We start from the raw sequence: 19,755 nt of genomic DNA on the forward strand, positions 1-19,755 counted from the left end.
TCCCGTGCGCCGAGGTTACAGGCCAGCCGATGCAAAATCGTTTCCTGCCTTATCTGCTGACCTTGCCCAGCCTGTTCTTGGCGGCAATCGTGATCTTCTGGCCGGTCTGGGACCTGATCCAGATCGCCACGCATGACGTCAACCGTTTCGGCCAGCTGCGCGAATTCAGCGGTCTTGCCAATTTCGCCGCCCTCACCGCCGATCCCGATTTCGTCGCCGCACTGTGGCGCACGGGGATATGGACCGTTCTGGTGGTTGGCGGCGCGCTGCTTCTGTCGATCCCGGTCGCCATCATCCTCAACACCGATTTTTACGGCCGCGGCCTTGCCCGCGTCATCATCATGCTGCCCTGGGCGGTGTCGCTGACCATGACGGCGGTGGTCTGGCGCTGGGCGCTGAGCGGCGAAAGCGGCATGCTGAATTCGGCGCTGCTCGGCCTCGGCCTGATCGATCACAATGTCCAATGGCTGGCCAGCGCCGAGACGGCGTTCCCGATGCAGGTGCTGATCGGCATATTGGTGACGGTGCCGTTCACCACGACGATCTTCCTTGGCGGCCTGTCTTCGATTCCGGACGATCTCTACGAGGCCGCCGCGCTCGAAGGAGCGACGCCGGCACAGCAGTTCCGCGAAATCACCTTTCCGCTCCTGAAACCGTTCATCAACATCGCCATCGTGCTCAACACCATCTACGTCTTCAATTCCTTCCCGATCATCTGGGTAATGACGCAGGGCGGGCCGGCCAACTCGACCGACATCCTGGTCACTCACCTCTACAAGCTTGCCTTCCGCATCGGCAAACTGGGGGAGGCTTCCGCCGTGTCGCTGGTGATGTTCGCCATATTGCTGGTCTTCACCATGATCTATGTGCGCCTCGCCATGCGGGAGCAGCGCGTATGAGGAGCAAGCTGAAACGTACCGTCATCGCCTGGCTGCTGCTGGCGCCTTTGATCGTGGTGACGGTCTTCCCCTTCGCGGTGATGTTCCTGACCGCGGTCAAGCCGCGGCAGGAGGTGCTGTCGCCGACCTGGTGGCCGAGCGAATTCCGCTGGTCGAATTTTGCCGACATGTGGGTGGCGACCGGCTTCGGCCGGGCGCTCGCCAATTCGCTCTATGTCTCGGTGATCGCCACCGTCGGCGCCATCCTGATCTCGGTGCCGGCGGCCTATGCCATGTCGCGCTTTCGTTTTGCCGGCTATGGCGCCTTCCGCCAGTTCCTGCTGATCTCGCAGATGATCTCGCCGATCGTGCTGGTGCTGGGCCTGTTCCGGTTGATGGCCGCTTGGGGGCTGGTCGAATCGACGACCGCGCTCGGCTTCATCTACATGGCCTTCAACGTCGCCTTCACCGTGTGGATGCTGCAGAGTTATTTCGACACCATCCCGCGCGATCTCGAGGAGGCGGCCTGGATGGAAGGCGCCGGCCGCTGGCTGACGCTGCGCAAAGTGTTTCTGCCGCTCTGCCTGCCGGCCATTGCCGTCACCGCCATCTTCACCTTCATCAACGCCTGGAACGAATTCGTCGTGGCGCTCACCATGCTGCGCAGCCAGGAGAGCTATACGCTGCCGATCCAGGTGTTCTCGCTGGTCGCCGGGCGCTACACCATCGAATGGCATCACGTCATGGCCGCCACGCTGCTGGCGACGCTGCCAGTGGCGATCCTGTTCATCTGGCTGCAGCGCTACCTCGTGCGGGGGCTGGCGCTCGGGGCCGTCAAATAGCAATTCCATTGAAAAAGTGTGTGGCGGTTTTCCGTCCGGAATTGCGAGAACGAAGAGTAACCTGTCCACGGAGCTTTCATGCGCATCTTCACCGCCTCGCTGGCGACGGAAACCAACACCTTTTCGCCGGTGCCGACCGACAGGGCATCGTTCGAGATGGCCTTCTATGCCGGGCCGGGCAAGCATCCGGAGACGCCGACGCTGTGCTCCTCGCCGATCGTCGCGCTGCGCCGGCGCGCGGCCGCAGAGGGATTGACCGTCATCGAGGGCACCGCCACCTGGGCCGAACCCGGCGGCCTGGTGCAGCGGCAGACCTACGAGGCGCTGCGCGACGAGATTCTGGGCCAGCTCAAGGCGGCGCTGCCGGTCGAGGCCGTCATTCTCGGCCTGCATGGCGCCATGGTGGCGCAAGGCTATGACGATTGCGAGGGCGACCTGCTCGAACGGGTGCGCGAGGTCGTCGGGCCTGGCGTGGTGATCGCTTGCGAGTTCGATCCGCACAGTCATCTCACGCCCAAGCGCGTGGCGGCATCTGATATCATGGCCTATTTCCTCGAATTCCCGCACACCGACTTCTACGAGCGCGGCGAGCATGTCGTCGAGCTCGGCCTTGCCGCAGCGCGTGGCGAGATCAAGCCCGTCATCTCGACCTTCGACTGCCGCATGATCCAGGTGCTGCCGACCAGCCGCGAACCGATGCGCTCCTTCGTCGACCGCATCAAGGCGCTGCACGGCAGGGACGGCGTGCTGTCGGTCTCGGTCATCCATGGCTTCATGGCGGCGGATGTGCCCGAAATGGGCACGCGCATGCTCGTCGTCACCGACAATGACAAGGCCAAGGGCGACGCGCTGGCCGAAACGCTGGGCCGCGAGCTCTACGCGATGCGCGAAAAGACGGCGATGACGATGCTGAGCGCCGGCGATGGCATCGATCGGGCGCTGGCGGTGCACGCTGAAAAGCGCGGCAGGCCGGTGGTCATCGCCGACATCTGGGACAATCCGGGCGGCGGCGTGCCGGGTGACGGCACCATCGTGCTGCGGGAGCTTTTGGCCCGCGGCATCGACAATGTCGGCGTGGCGACGATCTGGGATCCGGTCGCCGTGACCTTCTGCCGGGCCGCGGGCGAGGGCGCCGTCATCGACCTGCGTTTCGGCGGCAAGTCCGGGCCCCAGGCCGGCGAGCCGATCGACGCCCGTGTCACAGTGCTGAAAGTTCTCGCCGAAGGTTGGCAGAGCTTCGGGCCGAGCCGGGTGACGCTCGGGCCCGCCGCGTTGATCCGCATCGAGGGCACCGAGGTCGACATCATCCTCAACACCAACCGCACGCAGACCTTCGAGCCGGACATTTTTTCCAACATCGGCGTCGATCCGCTGGCCAAGGACATGCTGCTGATCAAATCGACCAACCATTTCTACGCCGGCTTCGAACCGATCGCCGCCGAGATCATCTATCTCTCGGCGCCGAGCGCGTATCCCAGCAATCCGGCGGTGACGGATTACAGGAAACTGAAGCGGGCGATCTGGCCAAGGGTGGCGGATCCCTGGAAGCAGCCGATCTCCCCCACAAGGGGGGAAATTGGCTGATCACACCAGCCCCCGCTTCACCATCATGGCTTCCGGCGACGGCATCTTGCCGCGAAACGCGGTGTAGAGTTCTTCCGGATCCTTCGAGCCGCCGGCGGCATAGATGTTCTTTCTCAGCCGCTCGGCCAGCGCGGGATTGAAGGGGTCGCCCGTCTCCTCGAAAGCGGCGAAGGCGTCGGCGTCGAGTACTTCCGACCACATGTAGGAATAGTAGCCGGCCGAATAGCCCTCGCCGGCAAAGACATGGCCGAAATGCGGCGTGCGGTGGCGCATCGCGATGGTGTCGGGCATGTCGAGTTTTTCGAGCGTTTCGGCCTCGAAACGAAGTGGCTCCTCAGGCGCGTCGGGCCTTGCATGGAAGGCCATGTCGATCAGCGCCGAGGCGGTGAATTCCACCGTGGCAAAGCCAGCCCCGAAAGTGCGCGCCGCCAGCATCTTGTCGAGCAGAGCCTTCGGCATCGGCTTGCCGGTCTTGACATGCAAAGCGTGCTTTTCCAGCACCGCCGGCACGGTCAGCCAGTGTTCGTAGAGCTGCGAGGGCAGTTCGACGAAATCGCGGCTGACGGAAGTGCCCGACACCGAAGGCCAGGTGACATCGGTCAGCATGCCGTGCAGGGCATGGCCGAATTCATGGAACAAGGTCTTCGCCTCGTCCACCGACAGCAGCGCCGGCTCGCCCACGGGCGGCTTGGCGAAATTCATGATGTTGTAGATGATCGGGCTCGCGCCGGGGCCCAGGCGGTAGCCTGATTTCAGTGCGCTCATCCAGGCCCCGGAGCGTTTCGACGGCCGCGCGAAATAGTCGGCCAGGAACAGGCCGCGCTCGCTGCCATCGGCATTCTTCACCACGAACACACGCGCGTCCGGATGCCAGGCGGCAATGCCTTTCCTCTCTTCGAAGGTGATGCCGAACAGTCTTGTCGCGACGTCGAAACAGGCATCGATGATCCGGTCGAGCTGGAGATAGGGCTTCAATTCCGCCTCGTCGAAGGCGAATTTCTCCGCGCGCAGCTTCTCCTGGTAGAAACGCCAATCCCAGGCGGCGAATTTTTCGTTGCTGCCGGCTTCCGCCGCCAGCCGTTCCAGCTCCTTTTGGTCGTCGGCGGCCTTTTCCAGCGCCTTTTCCCATACGGGATCGAGCAGGTCGTGCACCGCCTTGGGCGTCTTGGCCATGGTGTCGTCGAGCTTCAGCGCCGCGAAGGAGCCGTAGCCGAGCAGCTTCGCCTTCTCGGCGCGCAGCTTCAGCATGTCGCGCACGACGGCTGTATTGTCCGTCGCGCCGCCATTCTGGCCGCGCATGGTGAAGGCGCGAAAGGCGATCTCGCGCAAGTCGCGGCGCTCCGAGAAGGTCGAGAACGGCTCGTAGATCGAGCGCGACAAAGTGACGGCGTAGCGGCCTTTCTGGCCGCGCGTCTCGGCGGCTTCGGCCATCGAGCTCTTCACGAAATCCGGCAGGCCGGCCAGGTCGGCCTCGTCCAGGAACAGCGCCCAGTCGCGTTCGTCGGCAAGCACGTTCTGGCCGAAGCTGGTGCCGAGCGACGACAGCTCCTCGTTGATCCCTGCCAGCCGCTTCTTGCCATCCGCATCGAGTTTCGCGCCCGAGCGGACAAAACCCTTCCAGGTCTTTTCCAGCACCCGCAACCTCTCGGCATCGAGCTTGAGCGTCTCGCGGCGCCGGTAAAGGTCGTCGATGCGGGCAAAGAGCCTTTCATTCATCGAGATCGCCGAGAAATGCCTCGACATCCTTGGCGAGATGTCGCGCTCCAGCGCCTGGATGTCCTCGTTGGTGTGGGCCCCGGCACGGCACCAGAAGATCGACGAGACATGGTCGAGCGCTTCGCCGGCGAGCTCCAGGGCTTGAAGCGTGTTCTCGATGGTCGGCGTATCCTCGTTCGCGGCAATGGCCTCGATCTCGGCCTCATGCGCCTTCAGCGCCGCGTCGAAGACGGGTGCGAACTCGTCGTCGCCAAATCGGGCGAAATCGGGCAGGCCGAGTGGCCCTTGCCACGTGGTCAGCGGATGGGCGGCGAGGTCGACGGCTTTCGTGGCGGGCATGGATTGTCTTTCGGGCTGGCAGGTCGGGAGGGCTGAAATCACCGATGTAGGGCGCTCGTCCGGCGCGCGCAACAGCGCTGCCGGTCAGTAGGCTTCGCAGCTTTCCGCAAGCGCTTTCTGCGTGCTGGCCGTGATGCGGTCGCCCGCTATGGCGAAGGTCTCATGCATCAGCATGTCGTTGTCGGGGAAGTCGTAGCAGGCGATCACCGTGGTGACGCCGCCTTCGTTCTTCTCGATCCGGTGTCGGATCGCGGCACCAGCAACCGCACCTTTCCATTCGTCGAGCGAGGCGATGAACTCCTGCTTTCCCTGCACGATGCCGAGGTCGTCGAGTTCGATGCGCACATTGTCGGCGAGCAGGTCGGAAAGTTCGGTGCGGTCGGCGACCAGCAGGGCCGAATACCAGCGGCTGATGATGGCGCCGTCATCGGCACGGGCGGCCATGATCGCCATCAGCAGTGCGGCGGCGGTGAACATGACCGGCCGGATGTTCATTGCCTGGCGTGCCGTTTCGGTCACTCCAGCACCGGGCGCTCGAAATCGCCGGTTTCCTTGTTCATCACCCAGAGCTCGCCGGTCGAAATGTCGAACCAGGCACCGTGCAGCGACAGCCGCCCCTTGCCCTCAAGGATCGAGACGCAGGGAAAGGTCCTGAGATTGGCGAGGGAATAGCGGATCGAGATGCGCTCCAGCGCCGTCTGGCGCTCCGTCGCAGTCATGAAGGTGCTGGCCGACACGGTCTCGGCGGCCGGCGCGATCAGGCTCATCCATTTGCCGATGAAATCGCCCGGCGACAGTGGCGCGGAATTGGCGTCGAGCGCGGCACGGATACCGCCGCAGCGGCCATGGCCCATGACAACGATGTTCTTGACCTTGAGGCTCTGCACCGCGAATTCGAGCGCGGCCGAGGTCGAGTGGAACTCGCCGTCCGGCTCGTAAGGCGGCACCAGATTGCCGACATTGCGCAGCACGAAGAGTTCGCCGGGCCCTGCGTCGAAGATCGCCTCGGGAGCCGAGCGGGAATCGCAGCACGCGACGATCATGGTTTCCGGCGCTTGCCCCTCCCGGGCGAGCTCGCGATAGCGGCCGCTCTCGGTGAGATAGCGACCGTTCATGAAATTGCGGTAGCCGGCAAGAAGGTGGTCGGGAAGGTGAGGCATGGGCGGCTTTCCGGGTTGGAGGCGGCAGCTCGTTGCGGTCGAGAAAACGCTCTAGCGGTAAAAGCCCGTCGCGAGCAATGCAGAATTGTGGGGTTGGTGAGAAATGCCCTGCGTCAGGCGCAAAGCTGGGCAATGTTGTCACGCCCAGATGGCGACCGGTATGCCAAAGCCGTCGGTAAGTGGCGGGTCGGGAAACGGCCGTGCCGTGCAGGCGGCGATGCGGCCGGCGATCAGCATCATCGCCGCCGCATCGAGGAAATCGTCGGCGGCCGCACCGCGCGGCGGCGCCTGATCGAGGAAGTCTATGGCATAGCCGTGCCGGCTAAGCAGCGCCTTGCGTTCCGCCATGCCGGCCGGATTGATGCTGCCCTTGACCTTCTTCGGCAGCAGCATGGCCTGCCCGCCGTTGAGCCGACAGAAAGCCACTTCCGGATGCGATTCGAAGACGCGGCCACGCAGTTCGGGCCGCGAGATCAGCAACGTATCGATCTCGCGTATTTTGCCAAAGATGCCGAATGCCTGGATCGAAACGCCGCGCGGCGGATCGGATGTCGTCCTGGCCACGTCGCTCGCCCGGCGGTGCGCGGCGTACCAGGCTTCGATCGAAGTGAACTCGGCGGTATCGGCGTAGAGTGCCGCACGAGACGGGATCGAGAAGACGCTGGATTGGCGCGGCCCGAGCAGCGACCTGACCTGCGCCTCCGGTCCGCGCCCGCCCTTGCTCGAAAATTCAGGCAGGCCGATCGGCATGTCGACGGCGACGATCGCGTCGTCGGGAACCGCAGCGAGCAGCATGGCGAAGCTGGCGAAAATTTCGACGGAGGGCAATGAGCCGGGTGCACGTCGAACGACGATCCAGCCGGCCTTGCAGCCGTCGACGCCGGCAACAACGACTTCGGCCGATGTCACGCGCGGCGGTCCCGCCCCGGATGCGTGAGACGGCGAAGCTGCACCATCGCCATCGGGTGCGACAGGCTCTGCGCATCGGTTTCGAGCTGCAATTCGTCGCCGCCGCGTTTGGCCGTGCGCGCCAGGATCTCGTAGACCGCCGCCGTCGTCGATTGCAGCGCCTTGATCGCCGGCTGGCCGGAGAGGATGCGCGCCAGGTAGACCGCCGCTGTCAGGTCGCCCAAACCGTTCGGCGGCTTGTCGATGACGCGGTGCTCGGCGAGCAGCGCCTGGCTGCCGTCGAGCAGAAGATTCCCGGTGCCGCCTGAAATCATCGACGGCGCCGAGGTGACCAGCATGGTTGAAGGCCCCGCATGGAGCGCCGCGGCCATCACCGACTTCAGGTCGGGCAACGGCACGCCGGCCATCCATTCCAGCTCATAGCGGTTAGGGGTAGCAATGTCGGCGATCGGCATCAGCCGGTCGCGCATGGCGATCGCCGTCGGCTCCGGCACATAGAGCCCGCCCGAATCGCCCATTACCGGATCGCAGATATAGACGGCGTCGGGCGTCCTCGCCTTGACCGCGGCGACCAGCGAGGCGACGGCTTCGGCCTGGCCGGCCTCGCCGAGATAGCCCGACAGCACCGCCCCGACCTCGCCCAGCCACGGCGCGCGCTCCAGATCGGCCATCAATGCCTTGAACTGATCGAGCGGCGGCACGATGCGGGTCGCGCGCCCATGGCCGGGATGCCAGGGCAGGAGGATTGTCGGCACCGCCCACACCGGGAAACCCAGCGATTCCAGCGCAAAGACGGCGGCGCGATTGCCGACCGAGCCGCGTGCGACATGGCTGGAAATGACGATGACCGCGCGCGGCGCGTCGGCTTGCTCGGTGCTCATTGGATTCCTAACTGCCCCGGGTGAGGAAAAGCACGAGCCAGACCATCAGGCCCAGCGCCAGCAGCAGCCCAATTATCCGGCCAATGCGCGTGCCCCAGACTTCGATCGGATCCGCGCGGTCGGCATCGGCCGCCGCGACGTGGTCGCGAACGGCCTTCGCGGTCCGCGCCGCGAGCGAAGTGGCGGCCGGATCGGTTTCGCGCGCGACGCGCTCGAGGATGCGGCGCGATTCGGTGTCGCTGTCCTGGCGCTGCACCATGATGCTGTCCTGTTTCGTGGCGACCTTACCGCGTTCGCTCCGTCAATTACAGCGCCTTGCGACCGACCGTAACCCCATCGGTAACCGTCTGCGCCGAGGTCGTTTTCTTGCGCGCCGATTGTGGTAATGCTTCGCATGCAACTTCTACCGAGGGGACCGATCATGTTTGCCCAGCGCCTTGCTTTCCCGACATTCCGCACGCTGCCCGCCTTGCTGGTGATGGCCGTCATGCTGCCGCTGCTTGCCGGCTGCGGCTACAACACCATCCCGACGGCGGAGGAGAACGCCAAGGCGGCGTGGAGTGAGGTGCTGAACCAGTATCAACGCCGCGCCGACCTCATCCCCAACCTGGTCGAGACGGTCAAGGGCTACGCCTCGCACGAAAAGGACACGCTTGACGCGGTGGTCGAGGCGCGCGCCAAGGCGACGCAGGTCACGGTAACGCCAGAAACGTTGAAGGATCCCGAAGCCCTCAAGAGGTTCCAGGATGCCCAGGCAGGGCTGACCAGCGCGCTGTCGCGGCTGCTTGCTGTGTCGGAGGCATACCCGGACCTGAAGGCCAACCAGAACTTCCTGGCGCTGCAGGCGCAGCTCGAAGGTACCGAGAACCGCATCGCGGTGGCGCGGCGTGACTACATCCAGGCGGTCAGGGACTACAATCTGACGCTGCGGACCTTCCCCTCGGTGCTGTGGGCGACGTTCTGGTTCCGCGGCAACGAGCCCTTCGCCAATTTCACGGTCGAGGAGGACAAATTGCAGACGCCGAAGGTCGATTTCGGCACGAAACAGGGCGGATGATTGCCGGATTCCGACGTGGTGATCCTGCTCGCCAATGAGGGACGACGCGCCATGTATCGCGTCGCTGTCCTGCTCCTCGTTCTCGTGGTGCCATTTGCGGCCCTCGCCGCCGAGCTCCCGGCGCTGACCGGCCGTGTCGTCGACAATGCAGGCATCATCGATGCGGCGACCAGGGCGGCACTGACGCAGAAGCTTGCCGATTTCGAGACGAAGGGCTCCGATCAGATCGTCGTCGCCACCATTCCCAGTCTCGGCGGCGAGGAGATCGAGCCCTATGCCAACCGGCTGTACCGGTTCTGGAAACTCGGCCAGGCGAAGGAGAACAACGGCGTGCTGCTTCTGGTCGCGCCGAACGACCGCAAGATGCGCATCGAGGTCGGCTACGGGCTGGAAGGCACGCTGACCGACCTGCACACCAAGCTGATCATCGAAAACGACATGGTGCCGGCCTTCCGTGCCGGCGATTTCTCCGGCGGCATCACCAAGGCCGTCGACGACATGATCATGGTGCTCAACGGCAATCCCGAGGAGCTGGAAGCACGCGGCAAGCGCAACCAGCAGGCGCCGTTCAATTCCGACGATTTGTTCTTCGCCATCTTCATCGGCATCTGGGCGCTCATCTTCTTCGGCAGCATAGCGGCCTCGGTGTTGCCGCCGATCTTCGGCCAGAAGATCGGTCCCGGCCGTTACCGCTGGCTCGGCATGACGTTCGAGCCGAGCCGGCGATCGTCGGGTGGCGGCTGGTCGTCAGGTGGTGGCGGCTGGTCGGGCGGCGGCGGCTGGTCCTCGGGCGGTAGCGGCGGTGGTTTCTCCGGCGGTGGGGGCTCTTCCGGCGGCGGCGGCTCTTCGGGAAGCTGGTGAGAGGGATCATGGCGATACGACCGATCAGCCCGCAGGACCATGAGCGCATCGCCGGGGCGATCCGCGCCGCCGAATCAAGGACCGACGGCGAAATCTACTGCGTGGTGGCGCATGCCAGCGGCAACTACTTCTTTCCGGCTGCCTTCGTGGCGGCTCTCGCCACGCTGCTGGTCAGCCTCGCCGTCGCCTATGGGCTCGAGGCCTGGTGGCTAACCATCCGTCTGCCGCACTTCGTCATTGCCCAGCTTCTGGCGCTGGCCTGCTTTCTTTTGCTGTTATGGGCCTTTCCGGGGCTGCGCATCCATATGGTGCCGAGACGGCTGCGCTATCAGACCGCGCATGACAACGCACTGAAGCAGTTCCTGGCCCGCAACGTCCACCGCACCACCGCGCGTACCGGAGCGCTGGTGTTCGTGTCGGTCACCGAGCGCTACGCCGAGGTGGTCGCCGATTCAGGCATCGACGCCAAGGTCGGCCAGCATGTCTGGGACGATGTGGTGCGCGAGCTTACCGCACATGCCGGCGACGACCGGCTTGCCGACGGCTTCGTCAAGGCGATCCAATCGGTTGGAGCGGTGCTCGCCGAGCACTTCCCGGTGACGTCGGGCGACACCAACGAACTCGACGATCATCTGGTCGAGATTTGAGCTCCACCGACAGCCTCGAACGCGCATCGCGCAGGCGATGACGGCCTGTGAGAAAGCGTCCTCCGGACTGCCCGGACTCTTGCATTCGAGCGATGCGGGTTTATGGTTAACAAATCATGAATACGCTGAGCATCGATATCCGCAAAGCCGAATCGCGCGACGCCGCGGCGATCGCCGACGTGCATTTGCAGGCTTGGCGCGGCGCCTATAGCGGCATCATCCCGCACCGCACCCTGACATCGATGATCAACCGTCGCGGCGCCGACTGGTGGGCCAATGCCATCCGCCGCGCCGCCACCGTCCTGGTGATCGAGATCGGCGGCACGGTTGCCGGCTACGCCACGATCGGCAAGAACCGGGCCCGCGAACTCAAGCAGCAGGGCGAGATCTATGAATTGTACCTGCGGCCGGAATATCAGGGCATCGGGCTCGGCAGCCGGCTTTTCAAGGCGGCACGGGCGCGGCTTGCCGACCACGGATTGAAGGGCACGGTGGTGTGGGCGCTGGAAGACAATCAGAACGCGCTCGCCTTCTATTCCGGCGCCGGCGGCCGCGATATCGCCGAAGGCGTCGAGATATTCGAGCAGAAGGCGCTGAAGAAGGTTGCTTTCGTCTGGGAATGACCGGCGAGGAACGATCGCGTAAGCGGCGCGAAGCGCAACCTACGCAATCACGACACTGAAACATCTTCTGCTAATGATTGAACGCATTGAATGCCATTGCGTCTTGCTGGGCGTTCTTGAGCACCATTCGCCGCATTGCACCATTTTGCGCCGCCCGCTATCGGTCTGCCAATCGAGAGAGGGATAAGTCATGCGTATTGAAGCCATCGCCATCGGAAAGAATCCGCCCGAGGACGTCAACGTCATCATCGAGGTGCCGATCGGCGGCGAGCCGATCAAATACGAGATGGACAAGGAGGCCGGCACGCTGTTCGTCGACCGTTTCCTGCACACCTCGATGCGCTATCCCGGCAATTACGGCTTCGTTCCGCACACGCTGTCTGGCGACGGCGATCCGATCGACGTGCTGGTCTGCAACACGCGCGCGCTGGTGCCCGGCTGCGTCATCAATGTGCGGCCGATCGGCGTGCTGATCATGGAAGACAATGCCGGCCAGGACGAGAAGGTCATCGCCGTGCCGTCGCCGAAGCTGACGCTGCGTTACGAGAACGTCACCGAATACACGCAGCTGCCCGAGATCACCCGCGATCAGGTGCAGCACTTCTTCGAGCACTACAAGGATCTCGAACCCGGCAAATGGGTCAAGATCGAGGGCTGGCACGATTCCAAATATGCCAAGAAAATGATCGTCGACGCGATCGAGCGGGCCAAGGCAAGCAAGTAGGCCGGCCGGTCACCTCAGTTCGGCGCGGCCAGCGCCTTCCCGATCTGCGGCAACAGCAGCGTCCGAGCCGTCTCGGCCGTCAGCGGCCCGACATGCTTGTAGGCTATTTTGCCGTCCTTGCCGATGACGAAGGTTTCCGGCACGCCATAGACGCCCCAGTCGATCGCCGTGCGGCCGGCCTCGTCGACGCCGATCGCCTGGAACGGATTGCCGAGATCGCCGAGGAACCGGCGGGCGTTTTCCGGCCGGTCCTTGTAGTTCAGAGCCGCCATGGTGAAGCGCCTGTCCTGCGCCAGCCCCAAAAGCACCGGGTGCTCTTCGCGGCAAGGCGCGCACCATGAGGCGAAGACGTTGACCAGCGTCACCTTGCCGGCGAACGATTTCGAATCCAGCCCCGGCAGGTTCGTGCCGTCCAGCGGCGGCAGGTTGGTCGGCGGCGCCGGCAGGCCGATCAGCGCCGACGGCACCTCCGAAGTGTCGCGCCCCGACAGGAGCTGCGCCAGGAACAGCCCCGCCAGCCCGAGGAAGACCAGCAGCGGCAACAGCACGAACAGGCGGCGCCGGGCCGGCGCCGGCGTTGGCATATCCGTGCTCATGACGCGCGCTCCCCGCCCTTGTCGGAGCGTCGGCGCACGCCCGCCGCCTCGAGTTCGGCCAGTTCGCGCTTGCGGGCCCGTTGATCGAGCAGGATCCAGCCGATCAGCCCGGCCAGCGCAATCGCCGTGACGGCATAGGCGGCGGTGACGTAGAGCGCATGCGGGCTCATGCCGGCTGCCTCGTCGGCATGCCGCCCGCCAATTCGATCCTTCCGCCGCGCTCGATCATGCCTTCCCTTAGCCCCACGCCGGTGACCGCGCAATTGGCCGCCGCGCCGCAGCCCTTGCCGGTCGTGGCCGCCTCAATCCGTGCCATGGCGCAGCGCCAGCGCCGCCGCCAGCGGTCCGAGCACGGCAAGAAACAACGTCAGCGCGGCAAGAATGAGGAAAGGCTGCAGGAACGGATCGGGATCGGCCGTCGCGCCGTAACTCGCCGAAACCCCGAAGATCAGCACCGGGATGGTCAGCGGCAGCACCAGCACCGAAATCAGGAGCCCGCCGCGCGGCAGCGCCACCGCCACCGCCGCGCCGACGGCGCCGATGAAGGTGATCGCCGGCGTGCCGACCAGCAGCGTAAGCGCCGTGGCGCCGATGGCGACCGGCTCCATGTTCATGAACAGGCCGAGCAGGGGCGCGGCGACCACCAGCGGCAGCACGCTGCCCGCCCAATGCGCCAGGCATTTGGTGAGCACCGTCAGCGCCAGCATGTGGCGGTCGTTGCCAAGCACCAGGAGATCGAGCGAGCCGTCCTCGCGGTCGGCCTGGAACAACCGGTCGAGGCCGAGCAGGCAAGAGAGCAGTGCTCCGATCCACAGGATCGCCGGGCCGATGCGGGCTAGCAGTCTCAGGTCCGGCCCGACGCCGAAGGGAATGGTGGCGATCACGGCGAGGAAGAAGATCACGCCCGTCAGCGCCCCGCCGCCGGCCCGAATCGAAAGGCGGATATCGCGGAGGAGGAGGGCTAGCATGATATGAGATACTCGCGCTTGAGCGCCCCCCTCTGTCCTGCCGGACATCTCCCCCTCGAGGGGGGAGATTGGCAGCTTCGGTGGCGCGCCAATCTTTCAACCGTTGTAATTGGCGAAAGCCAAGCTGGCAGCCGATCTCCCCCCTCGAGGGGGAGATGTCCGGCAGGACAGAGGGGGGCGCCGTAGAGTGCCGTCATCAAAAGGCCTGCCCCATCCTCAACGTCTGCGCCCCCTCGATCCCGAGCGGCAGATGCGTTGCCGCGACGATCATCCCACCATCCGCACAATGCCCCCTCATCAATCCCGCGAATCGCGCCTCCGAATCCCTGTCCAGACCCGCCGTCGGCTCGTCGAGCAGCCAGATCGGCCGATGGCTGACCAGCAGTTTCGCAATCGCCGCGCGTCGTCTTTGCCCGGTCGAGAGATAGCCGAACGGCAGATGGCCGATGCCGCCCAGTCCGACCGTCTCCAGCGCCTCCTCGACGCCGAAGGATCCACCGCCGTTGTAGTCGCGCCAGAAGCGCAGGTTTTCCGTCACGCTGAGCGCCGTTTTCATTGCGTTCTGATGGCCGAGATAGTGGCAGGCCGAAGCGATCGACGGAAATTCATCGCCGCCGCCCTCGATCAGCAAATTGCCTTCAGCCTTCGGCAGCAGTCCGGCGACGATCCTGAGCAAGGTCGATTTGCCTGATCCGTTCGGCCCGGTGACCACAAGCGCCTGGCCTTGATCGAGGTCAAAGCCAATGCCCGAAAACACCGTCTCGCCGCCGCGTTCGCCGCCCAGATTTTCGGCGATAAGCCGCATCCCTCGCCCGCCCTGAAACAATCCGCCTCGGCCCCTGCCGCATCGCACAAATTTGCTTTTTAACTGTCTAGAACTATTCCAGAAAATTCTCTATATGCGGTGCATCCGTGCCAGCGGTCGGCGCGGGAACAGAACTAGCGCCGAACCAGCGCACGCGCCGCCTTGAACGGCTCGGGTTGCTTGGGAGCGGACAGCGGAAATGGCCGTACCCGCACCTTTGCGCGTGATTGCATGCCATCGGCGTCCGTTCCCTTTCAGGCTGAACAGACAAGGACGGATCGCACGTGTCAAAATCCCTCGACAGTTTCAATTGCCGCCGCACGCTGAAAGCGGGCGACGCCGAATATACCTATTTCGACCTCGTCGAGGCCGAGAAGAACGGGCTCACCGGCATCGCCCAATTGCCTTATTCGATGAAGGTTCTGCTGGAGAACCTTCTGCGCAACGAGGACGGCCGCTCCGTCACCAAGGACTCGATCAAGGCCGTCGCCGGCTGGCTGACCGACAAGGGGACGGCCGGCGTCGAGATTGCCTATCGCCCTGCCCGCGTCCTCATGCAGGATTTCACCGGCGTTCCGGCGGTGGTCGACCTGGCGGCGATGCGCGACGCCATGGCCTCGCTCGGCGGCGACCCGCAAAAGATCAACCCGCTGGTGCCGGTCGACCTCGTCATCGACCATTCCGTCATTGTCGACGAGTTCGGCTCGCCGATGGCCTTCGCGCGCAATGTCGAGCTCGAATATGAGCGCAACGAGGAACGCTACAAGTTCCTGAAATGGGGCCAGCAGGCGTTCCGCAATTTCCGCGTCGTGCCGCCCGGTACCGGCATCTGCCATCAGGTCAACCTCGAATATCTCGGCCAGGTGGTGTGGACCAACACCGAGGACGGCGAAACATCAGCCTATCCCGACACCTGCGTCGGCACCGATTCGCACACCACCATGATCAACGGCCTCGGCGTGCTCGGCTGGGGCGTCGGCGGCATCGAGGCCGAGGCGGCGATGCTCGGCCAGCCCGTCTCCATGCTTTTGCCCGAGGTCATCGGCTTCCGCCTCACCGGCAAGCTGAAGGAGGGCGTCACCGCCACCGACCTCGTGCTCACCGTCACCCAGATGCTGCGCAAGAAGGGCGTCGTCGGCAAGTTCGTCGAATTCTTCGGCCCCGGTCTCTCCAATATGACGCTGGCCGACCGCGCCACCATCGGCAATATGGCGCCTGAATATGGCGCCACCTGCGGCTTCTTCCCGGTCGATAGCGAGACCATCCGCTACCTCACAATGTCGGGCCGCGAGGAAAGCCGCATCGCGCTGGTCGAAGCCTACTCCAAGGCGCAAGGCATGTGGCGTGACGCAGGCTCCGCCGACCCGGTCTTCACCGACTTGCTGGAGCTCGATCTCGGCGACGTCGTGCCGTCGATGGCCGGCCCGAAGCGCCCAGAGGGCCGCGTCGCGCTGGAAGGCATCCCGGCCGGCTTCGTCAAGGCTATGGACACCGAATACAAGAAGGCGGCTGAAATCTCGAAGCGCTACGCCGTCGAAGGCACCGGCCATGATCTCGGCCATGGCGACGTCGTCATCGCCGCCATCACCTCCTGCACCAACACCTCGAACCCGAGCGTGCTGATCGGCGCCGGCCTGCTCGCCCGCAACGCCAATCGCCTCGGCCTCAAGCAGAAGCCCTGGGTGAAGACCTCGCTGGCGCCAGGCAGCCAGGTGGTCGCCGAATATCTCGAGAAATCCGGCCTGCAGAAGGAGCTCGACCAGATCGGCTTCAACCTGGTCGGCTTTGGCTGCACCACCTGCATCGGCAATTCCGGCCCGCTGCCGGCGCCGATCTCCAAGACCATCAACGATAAGGGTTTGATTGCCGCCGCGGTGCTTTCCGGCAACCGCAACTTCGAGGGCCGTGTCTCGCCCGACGTGCAGGCCAACTATCTCGCCTCGCCGCCGCTGGTCGTGGCGCACGCGCTGGCCGGCACGGTGACGAAAGACTTGACTACCGAGCCGCTCGGCGAGGACAGGAACGGCAAGCCGGTCTACCTCAAGGATATCTGGCCGAGCTCGGCGGAAATCCAGGAATTCATCGAGAAGAACGTGACGCGCGAGCTGTTCGCCCGCAAATATGCCGACGTCTTCAAGGGCGATGAGAACTGGCAGAACGTCAAGGCGCCGGAAGGCCAGACCTATGCCTGGGACGACAATTCCACCTATGTGCAGAACCCGCCCTATTTCGCCGGCATGACCACGGGCTTCGGCAAGATCGGCGACATCAAGGGCGCCCGCGTGCTGGGCTTGTTCGGCGACAAGATCACCACCGACCACATTTCGCCAGCGGGCTCGATCAAGGCCGCCTCGCCGGCCGGCAAATACCTTACTGAGCATGGCGTCGGCGTTGCCGACTTCAACCAGTACGGCACGCGCCGCGGCAACCATGAGGTGATGATGCGCGGCACCTTCGCTAACATCCGCATCCGCAACCACATGCTGGGCGAGAACGGCAGGGAAGGCGGCTACACCATCCATTACCCGTCGAAGGAAGAGGAATCGATCTACGACGCGGCGATGCAATACAAGAAGGAAGGCGTGCCGCTGGTCATCTTCGCCGGCGTCGAATACGGCAACGGCTCGTCGCGCGACTGGGCGGCCAAGGGAACGAACCTCCTTGGTGTCCGCGCGGTCATCGCCCAGTCCTTCGAGCGCATCCACCGCTCCAACCTGGTCGGCATGGGCGTCATCCCCTTCGTCTTCGAGGAAGGCACCTCATGGGCTTCGCTCAACCTGAAAGGGGATGAGCTGGTCGAGATCGACGGCCTGGACGCCCTCAAGCCGCGCCAGAAGATGGAAGCCAGGATCACCTATGGCGACGGCACGGTGAAGAAGGTGCCGATCATTTGCCGCATCGATACGCTTGACGAACTCGACTACTTCAAGAACGGCGGCATTTTGCAGTACGTGTTGCGCGATCTTGCCGCGTAGCGGCAAGGGAGTAGGGCTTAGGCAGTAGGAAATAGGACCTACTGCCTACTGCCTCGCTGTGGCGCGCCGTAGCGCGCCGCGGCGGCCAGCAGCACGCCCAGCATCAGCCCGTTGAGCAGGTGCCAGAGGAAGTGCGTGCCGAGCGGGAAGCTGGTGCAGACCAGCGGATCGACCATGCGGCAGATGACCGACAGCACGAAGATCGCCGATCCGGCCAGATTATACCAGCCGGCGCGATTGCCGCTGGCCGTCACCCAGACACCGAAGAAGGCGAGCGCCAGGAACGGCGGCAGGTAGCCTGTGGTGCCGTTCGACGCCTGGCGCAGCCAATCCGGCACGGCCAGAGTTATCGCTCCGACAACGGCATAGAAAACGACGAAGATCGCGATCGCCTTGCCCCATTCCAGGCGCAGGAAGCGGCGCAGGTTGAACAGCGTGTAGGCCAGCGTGAAGCCGGCGATCGGCACCACGTCGGCCCAGACCGTTCCCTTGGTGGCGAAGATGTGAAAGATCGTCGAGCCGACGCCGATCGCCACCACCCACCAGGCCAGGACCTCGGCGAAAATGCCGGTCCTGCATCGCGCACTTCGCGGACGCCCCATAGTCCCGCGGCAATGAAAGCCAGGTTGGTCAAAGCATTCACCGGCTCGGCCCAAAGTTCAGGACCCGTTCGCTCGCAATAAAGATCGACTGGAGCCAGGAAACTTTGCCACATGATGATGATCCCGCCCCCGAATCGAACCGCCGGTTGAAATGCAGTGGCTTCTCCTATTGCCGCCCTACCCAGGCTTGCAATGGCAAAATTTCACCGCAACGTGACTTCCCGTTGACTTCCGGTTCTGCCACATATTTCAGCCAATCAAAACAAAGCCGGCATCACCGGCGGGAATTGGAATGGTCATGGCCTCGCGTAGATCATTGTGGCTGGCAGCGTTTGCGCTGGCCATCTCGGCGTTCGCCGGTGCCGGGCACGCCGGCGAATCCGGCGGGCTCCTGGCCGACAAGCCCCAGGGCGACAGGCCCGTGGGCGTGGTCGAGCTGTTCACCAGCCAAGGCTGCAGTTCCTGCCCGCCTGCCGACGCCTTCTTCTCCGAACTTGCCGCCAGGCAGGATCTTGTCGCGCTCTCCTATCACGTCGGCTACTGGGATTATCTCGGCTGGCGGGACACGCTGAGCAGCAAGGAAAACACCGAGCGGCAATATGAGTATATGCGGGCCTTCGGCAACCGCTCAGTCTATACGCCGCAGGCGGTCATCAACGGCCGGGTCCATGTCAACGGCGCCAATCGCGGCGAGGTCGATGGCCAACTCGCCCGCATGGCAAGGATCGGCGAAGACATGCGGGTCGCCATCAAGATCAGCCGGACCAGCGACCGCGTCATGATCGATACCGGCGATGGCGGGACCGGTCCCAGCGATGCCCATGTCGTCATCGTCTATTTCGAGCCGCCGCAGACGGTCACGATCGGCCAGGGCGAGAACACGGGCCGCAAGATGACCTATTGGAACGCGGTGACCGGCATCCAGACAGCGGGCATCTGGCACGGCAAGGCGCAGCGCTACGAATTGCCGATGAGTGAGATTTCCAAGAAGGGCGGCTGCGCCGTGCTTTTGCAGTCCGTCGGCAAGGACGGCCTGCCAGGGCCCATCCTGGGCGCCGCCTTCATTCACCGCCCCGGTTCCGATGCGCCGTTCGATCGAAGGCTCTGAAGCGCGCCGCCGAAAACGGAAATGATGCGACGCGCTGTCGGTCTCCATTCATGCCTGTCGACCAAACGGAATCGCGTTTGAGTGACCTGCCTCAATGGCCGGTCAGGCGATCAGCGAAAGCGGCGAGGCGCGACGTCCGCCCCAGGCCGTTTGCCTCCCGCCGGTCGGCGATGCGGTAGAGCTGGTACATGGCGTGGACGCCGAGCCAGCGCAGCGGCTCCGGCTCCCATTTCTTCACCGTACGGTTGACCCAAGGCAACCGGGTCAGCTCCGTGTCGTGTCCGAGCACCAGGTCGCGCAAGGTGCGGCCGGACAGGTTCGAACTGGAAACGCCGAGCCCGACATAGCCGCCGGCCCAGCCGATGCCGCTTTCGCGATCGAAGCCGCACGTCGTGCACCAGTCGCGGGGGGGGGGGGGGGGGGGGGGGGGGGGGGGGGGGGGGGGGGGGGGGGGGGGGGGGGGGGGGGGGGGGGGGGGGG

At 64.6% G+C, this 19,755-nt stretch carries 21 protein-coding genes and 2 pseudogenes; 10 read left to right on the forward strand and 13 right to left on the reverse strand.

Going from position 1 to position 19,755, the window contains the following annotated elements; translation table 11 throughout:
• Positions 1 to 29: 29 nt before the first annotated feature.
• From LB547_RS26795 to LB547_RS26805, 3 genes are all read left to right on the forward strand, one after another.
• Positions 30 to 899 (forward strand): carbohydrate ABC transporter permease, encoded by an 870-nt coding sequence (locus tag LB547_RS26795; protein ID WP_140554801.1) that lies wholly within the window; start codon positions 30 to 32, stop codon positions 897 to 899.
• Positions 896 to 1,720, forward strand: a complete 825-nt coding sequence (locus tag LB547_RS26800) for a carbohydrate ABC transporter permease (RefSeq protein WP_140554800.1) — start codon at positions 896 to 898, stop codon at positions 1,718 to 1,720. Before LB547_RS26795 ends, LB547_RS26800 begins: the two co-directional genes overlap by 4 nt.
• 78 nt (positions 1,721 to 1,798) lie before the next feature.
• Positions 1,799 to 3,304, forward strand: a complete 1,506-nt coding sequence (locus tag LB547_RS26805) for a M81 family metallopeptidase (protein ID WP_140759157.1) — start codon at positions 1,799 to 1,801, stop codon at positions 3,302 to 3,304.
• Here LB547_RS26805 and LB547_RS26810 read toward each other — a convergent pair whose 3' ends face one another.
• The 6 genes from LB547_RS26810 to LB547_RS26835 all read right to left on the reverse strand — a co-directional run bounded on the left by LB547_RS26810 (position 3,305) and on the right by LB547_RS26835 (position 8,568).
• A complete protein-coding gene (locus LB547_RS26810) occupies positions 3,305 to 5,359 on the reverse strand; it encodes a M3 family metallopeptidase (protein ID WP_140759155.1) in 2,055 nt (684 codons plus the stop codon).
• 84 nt (positions 5,360 to 5,443) lie between these two features.
• Positions 5,444 to 5,878, reverse strand: coding sequence for a nuclear transport factor 2 family protein (locus LB547_RS26815; protein WP_140492488.1), 435 nt, complete (start codon positions 5,876 to 5,878; stop codon positions 5,444 to 5,446).
• A complete protein-coding gene (locus LB547_RS26820) occupies positions 5,875 to 6,519 on the reverse strand; it encodes a carbonic anhydrase (protein ID WP_140492485.1) in 645 nt (214 codons plus the stop codon). The genes LB547_RS26815 and LB547_RS26820 overlap by 4 nt, the downstream gene beginning before the upstream one ends.
• 138 nt (positions 6,520 to 6,657) lie before the next feature.
• Positions 6,658 to 7,428, reverse strand: coding sequence for a DUF429 domain-containing protein (locus tag LB547_RS26825; protein ID WP_140524621.1), 771 nt, complete (start codon positions 7,426 to 7,428; stop codon positions 6,658 to 6,660).
• Complete coding sequence (gene pdxY, locus LB547_RS26830; protein WP_140514004.1) at positions 7,425 to 8,309, reverse strand: pyridoxal kinase PdxY; 885 nt, start codon at positions 8,307 to 8,309, stop codon at positions 7,425 to 7,427. Before pdxY ends, LB547_RS26825 begins: the two co-directional genes overlap by 4 nt.
• Before the next feature lie 7 nt (positions 8,310 to 8,316).
• Positions 8,317 to 8,568, reverse strand: a complete 252-nt coding sequence (locus tag LB547_RS26835) for a hypothetical protein (RefSeq protein ID WP_140492477.1) — start codon at positions 8,566 to 8,568, stop codon at positions 8,317 to 8,319.
• 162 nt (positions 8,569 to 8,730) lie between these two features.
• Between LB547_RS26835 and LB547_RS26840 the strand changes: the two genes are divergently transcribed.
• From LB547_RS26840 to ppa, 5 genes are all read left to right on the forward strand, one after another.
• Positions 8,731 to 9,366, forward strand: a complete 636-nt coding sequence (locus LB547_RS26840; protein WP_140514006.1) for a LemA family protein — start codon at positions 8,731 to 8,733, stop codon at positions 9,364 to 9,366.
• A gap of 51 nt (positions 9,367 to 9,417) precedes the next feature.
• Complete coding sequence (locus LB547_RS26845) at positions 9,418 to 10,227, forward strand: TPM domain-containing protein (protein WP_181165206.1); 810 nt, start codon at positions 9,418 to 9,420, stop codon at positions 10,225 to 10,227.
• Between the two features lie 8 nt (positions 10,228 to 10,235).
• The gene (locus tag LB547_RS26850) at positions 10,236 to 10,874 is read left to right on the forward strand and encodes a TPM domain-containing protein (protein ID WP_140492470.1); all 639 of its coding nucleotides are present in this window, start codon (positions 10,236 to 10,238) and stop codon (positions 10,872 to 10,874) included.
• Positions 10,875 to 10,990: 116 nt separating this feature from the next.
• Complete coding sequence (locus LB547_RS26855; protein WP_140492466.1) at positions 10,991 to 11,497, forward strand: GNAT family N-acetyltransferase; 507 nt, start codon at positions 10,991 to 10,993, stop codon at positions 11,495 to 11,497.
• Positions 11,498 to 11,687: 190 nt separating this feature from the next.
• Complete coding sequence (ppa, locus tag LB547_RS26860) at positions 11,688 to 12,221, forward strand: inorganic diphosphatase (RefSeq protein ID WP_140759153.1); 534 nt, start codon at positions 11,688 to 11,690, stop codon at positions 12,219 to 12,221.
• Positions 12,222 to 12,235: 14 nt separating this feature from the next.
• Here ppa and LB547_RS26865 read toward each other — a convergent pair whose 3' ends face one another.
• The 5 genes from LB547_RS26865 to ccmA form a co-directional block, all read right to left on the reverse strand.
• Complete coding sequence (locus tag LB547_RS26865; RefSeq protein ID WP_140759151.1) at positions 12,236 to 12,817, reverse strand: DsbE family thiol:disulfide interchange protein; 582 nt, start codon at positions 12,815 to 12,817, stop codon at positions 12,236 to 12,238.
• The gene (gene ccmD, locus LB547_RS26870; RefSeq protein ID WP_140514011.1) at positions 12,814 to 12,987 is read right to left on the reverse strand and encodes a heme exporter protein CcmD; all 174 of its coding nucleotides are present in this window, start codon (positions 12,985 to 12,987) and stop codon (positions 12,814 to 12,816) included. Before ccmD ends, LB547_RS26865 begins: the two co-directional genes overlap by 4 nt.
• Entirely contained in the window at positions 12,984 to 13,133 is a 150-nt protein-coding gene (locus LB547_RS26875; protein WP_181169879.1) for a hypothetical protein, read from the reverse strand. Before LB547_RS26875 ends, ccmD begins: the two co-directional genes overlap by 4 nt.
• Positions 13,120 to 13,785, reverse strand: coding sequence for a heme exporter protein CcmB (gene ccmB, locus LB547_RS26880; RefSeq protein ID WP_140759149.1), 666 nt, complete (start codon positions 13,783 to 13,785; stop codon positions 13,120 to 13,122). Before ccmB ends, LB547_RS26875 begins: the two co-directional genes overlap by 14 nt.
• A 196-nt stretch (positions 13,786 to 13,981) precedes the next feature.
• A complete protein-coding gene (gene ccmA / locus LB547_RS26885) occupies positions 13,982 to 14,590 on the reverse strand; it encodes a heme ABC exporter ATP-binding protein CcmA (RefSeq protein WP_140759147.1) in 609 nt (202 codons plus the stop codon).
• Positions 14,591 to 14,874: 284 nt separating this feature from the next.
• On the opposite strand from ccmA, the gene acnA reads away from it, so the two are divergent.
• A complete protein-coding gene (acnA, locus tag LB547_RS26890; RefSeq protein WP_140524606.1) occupies positions 14,875 to 17,565 on the forward strand; it encodes an aconitate hydratase AcnA in 2,691 nt (896 codons plus the stop codon).
• A 38-nt stretch (positions 17,566 to 17,603) separates the two neighbouring features.
• On the opposite strand, the pseudogene LB547_RS26895 reads toward acnA, so the two are convergent.
• Positions 17,604 to 18,280, reverse strand: a pseudogene (locus LB547_RS26895) (ceramidase domain-containing protein).
• A 179-nt stretch (positions 18,281 to 18,459) separates the two neighbouring features.
• Between LB547_RS26895 and LB547_RS26900 the strand changes: the two are divergent.
• Positions 18,460 to 19,275, forward strand: coding sequence for a DUF1223 domain-containing protein (locus LB547_RS26900; RefSeq protein ID WP_140759146.1), 816 nt, complete (start codon positions 18,460 to 18,462; stop codon positions 19,273 to 19,275).
• Positions 19,276 to 19,366: 91 nt separating this feature from the next.
• Here the strand turns inward: LB547_RS26900 and LB547_RS26905 are convergent.
• A pseudogene (locus tag LB547_RS26905) lies at positions 19,367 to 19,755 on the reverse strand (hypothetical protein); the annotation flags it as partial.

This window comes from Mesorhizobium sp. B264B1B, assembly GCF_020165765.1.
GTDB lineage: Bacteria > Pseudomonadota > Alphaproteobacteria > Rhizobiales > Rhizobiaceae > Mesorhizobium.

Bases quoted from the DNA above. Each gene is read 5' to 3' on its own strand.
- LB547_RS26795 (WP_140554801.1), top strand. From the start codon at position 30: ATGCAAAATCGTTTCCTGCCTTATCTGCTGACCTTGCCCAGCCTGTTC.
- LB547_RS26800 (WP_140554800.1), top strand. From the start codon at position 896: ATGAGGAGCAAGCTGAAACGTACCGTCATCGCCTGGCTGCTGCTGGCG.
- LB547_RS26805 (WP_140759157.1), top strand. From the start codon at position 1,799: ATGCGCATCTTCACCGCCTCGCTGGCGACGGAAACCAACACCTTTTCG.
- LB547_RS26810 (WP_140759155.1), bottom strand. From the start codon at position 5,359: ATGCCCGCCACGAAAGCCGTCGACCTCGCCGCCCATCCGCTGACCACG.
- LB547_RS26820 (WP_140492485.1), bottom strand. From the start codon at position 6,519: ATGCCTCACCTTCCCGACCACCTTCTTGCCGGCTACCGCAATTTCATG.
- pdxY (WP_140514004.1), bottom strand. From the start codon at position 8,309: ATGAGCACCGAGCAAGCCGACGCGCCGCGCGCGGTCATCGTCATTTCC.
- LB547_RS26835 (WP_140492477.1), bottom strand. From the start codon at position 8,568: ATGGTGCAGCGCCAGGACAGCGACACCGAATCGCGCCGCATCCTCGAG.
- LB547_RS26840 (WP_140514006.1), top strand. From the start codon at position 8,731: ATGTTTGCCCAGCGCCTTGCTTTCCCGACATTCCGCACGCTGCCCGCC.
- LB547_RS26845 (WP_181165206.1), top strand. From the start codon at position 9,418: ATGTATCGCGTCGCTGTCCTGCTCCTCGTTCTCGTGGTGCCATTTGCG.
- LB547_RS26850 (WP_140492470.1), top strand. From the start codon at position 10,236: ATGGCGATACGACCGATCAGCCCGCAGGACCATGAGCGCATCGCCGGG.
- LB547_RS26855 (WP_140492466.1), top strand. From the start codon at position 10,991: ATGAATACGCTGAGCATCGATATCCGCAAAGCCGAATCGCGCGACGCC.
- ppa (WP_140759153.1), top strand. From the start codon at position 11,688: ATGCGTATTGAAGCCATCGCCATCGGAAAGAATCCGCCCGAGGACGTC.
- LB547_RS26865 (WP_140759151.1), bottom strand. From the start codon at position 12,817: ATGAGCACGGATATGCCAACGCCGGCGCCGGCCCGGCGCCGCCTGTTC.
- ccmD (WP_140514011.1), bottom strand. From the start codon at position 12,987: ATGAGCCCGCATGCGCTCTACGTCACCGCCGCCTATGCCGTCACGGCG.
- LB547_RS26875 (WP_181169879.1), bottom strand. From the start codon at position 13,133: ATGGCACGGATTGAGGCGGCCACGACCGGCAAGGGCTGCGGCGCGGCG.
- ccmB (WP_140759149.1), bottom strand. From the start codon at position 13,785: ATGCTAGCCCTCCTCCTCCGCGATATCCGCCTTTCGATTCGGGCCGGC.
- ccmA (WP_140759147.1), bottom strand. From the start codon at position 14,590: ATGCGGCTTATCGCCGAAAATCTGGGCGGCGAACGCGGCGGCGAGACG.
- LB547_RS26900 (WP_140759146.1), top strand. From the start codon at position 18,460: ATGGTCATGGCCTCGCGTAGATCATTGTGGCTGGCAGCGTTTGCGCTG.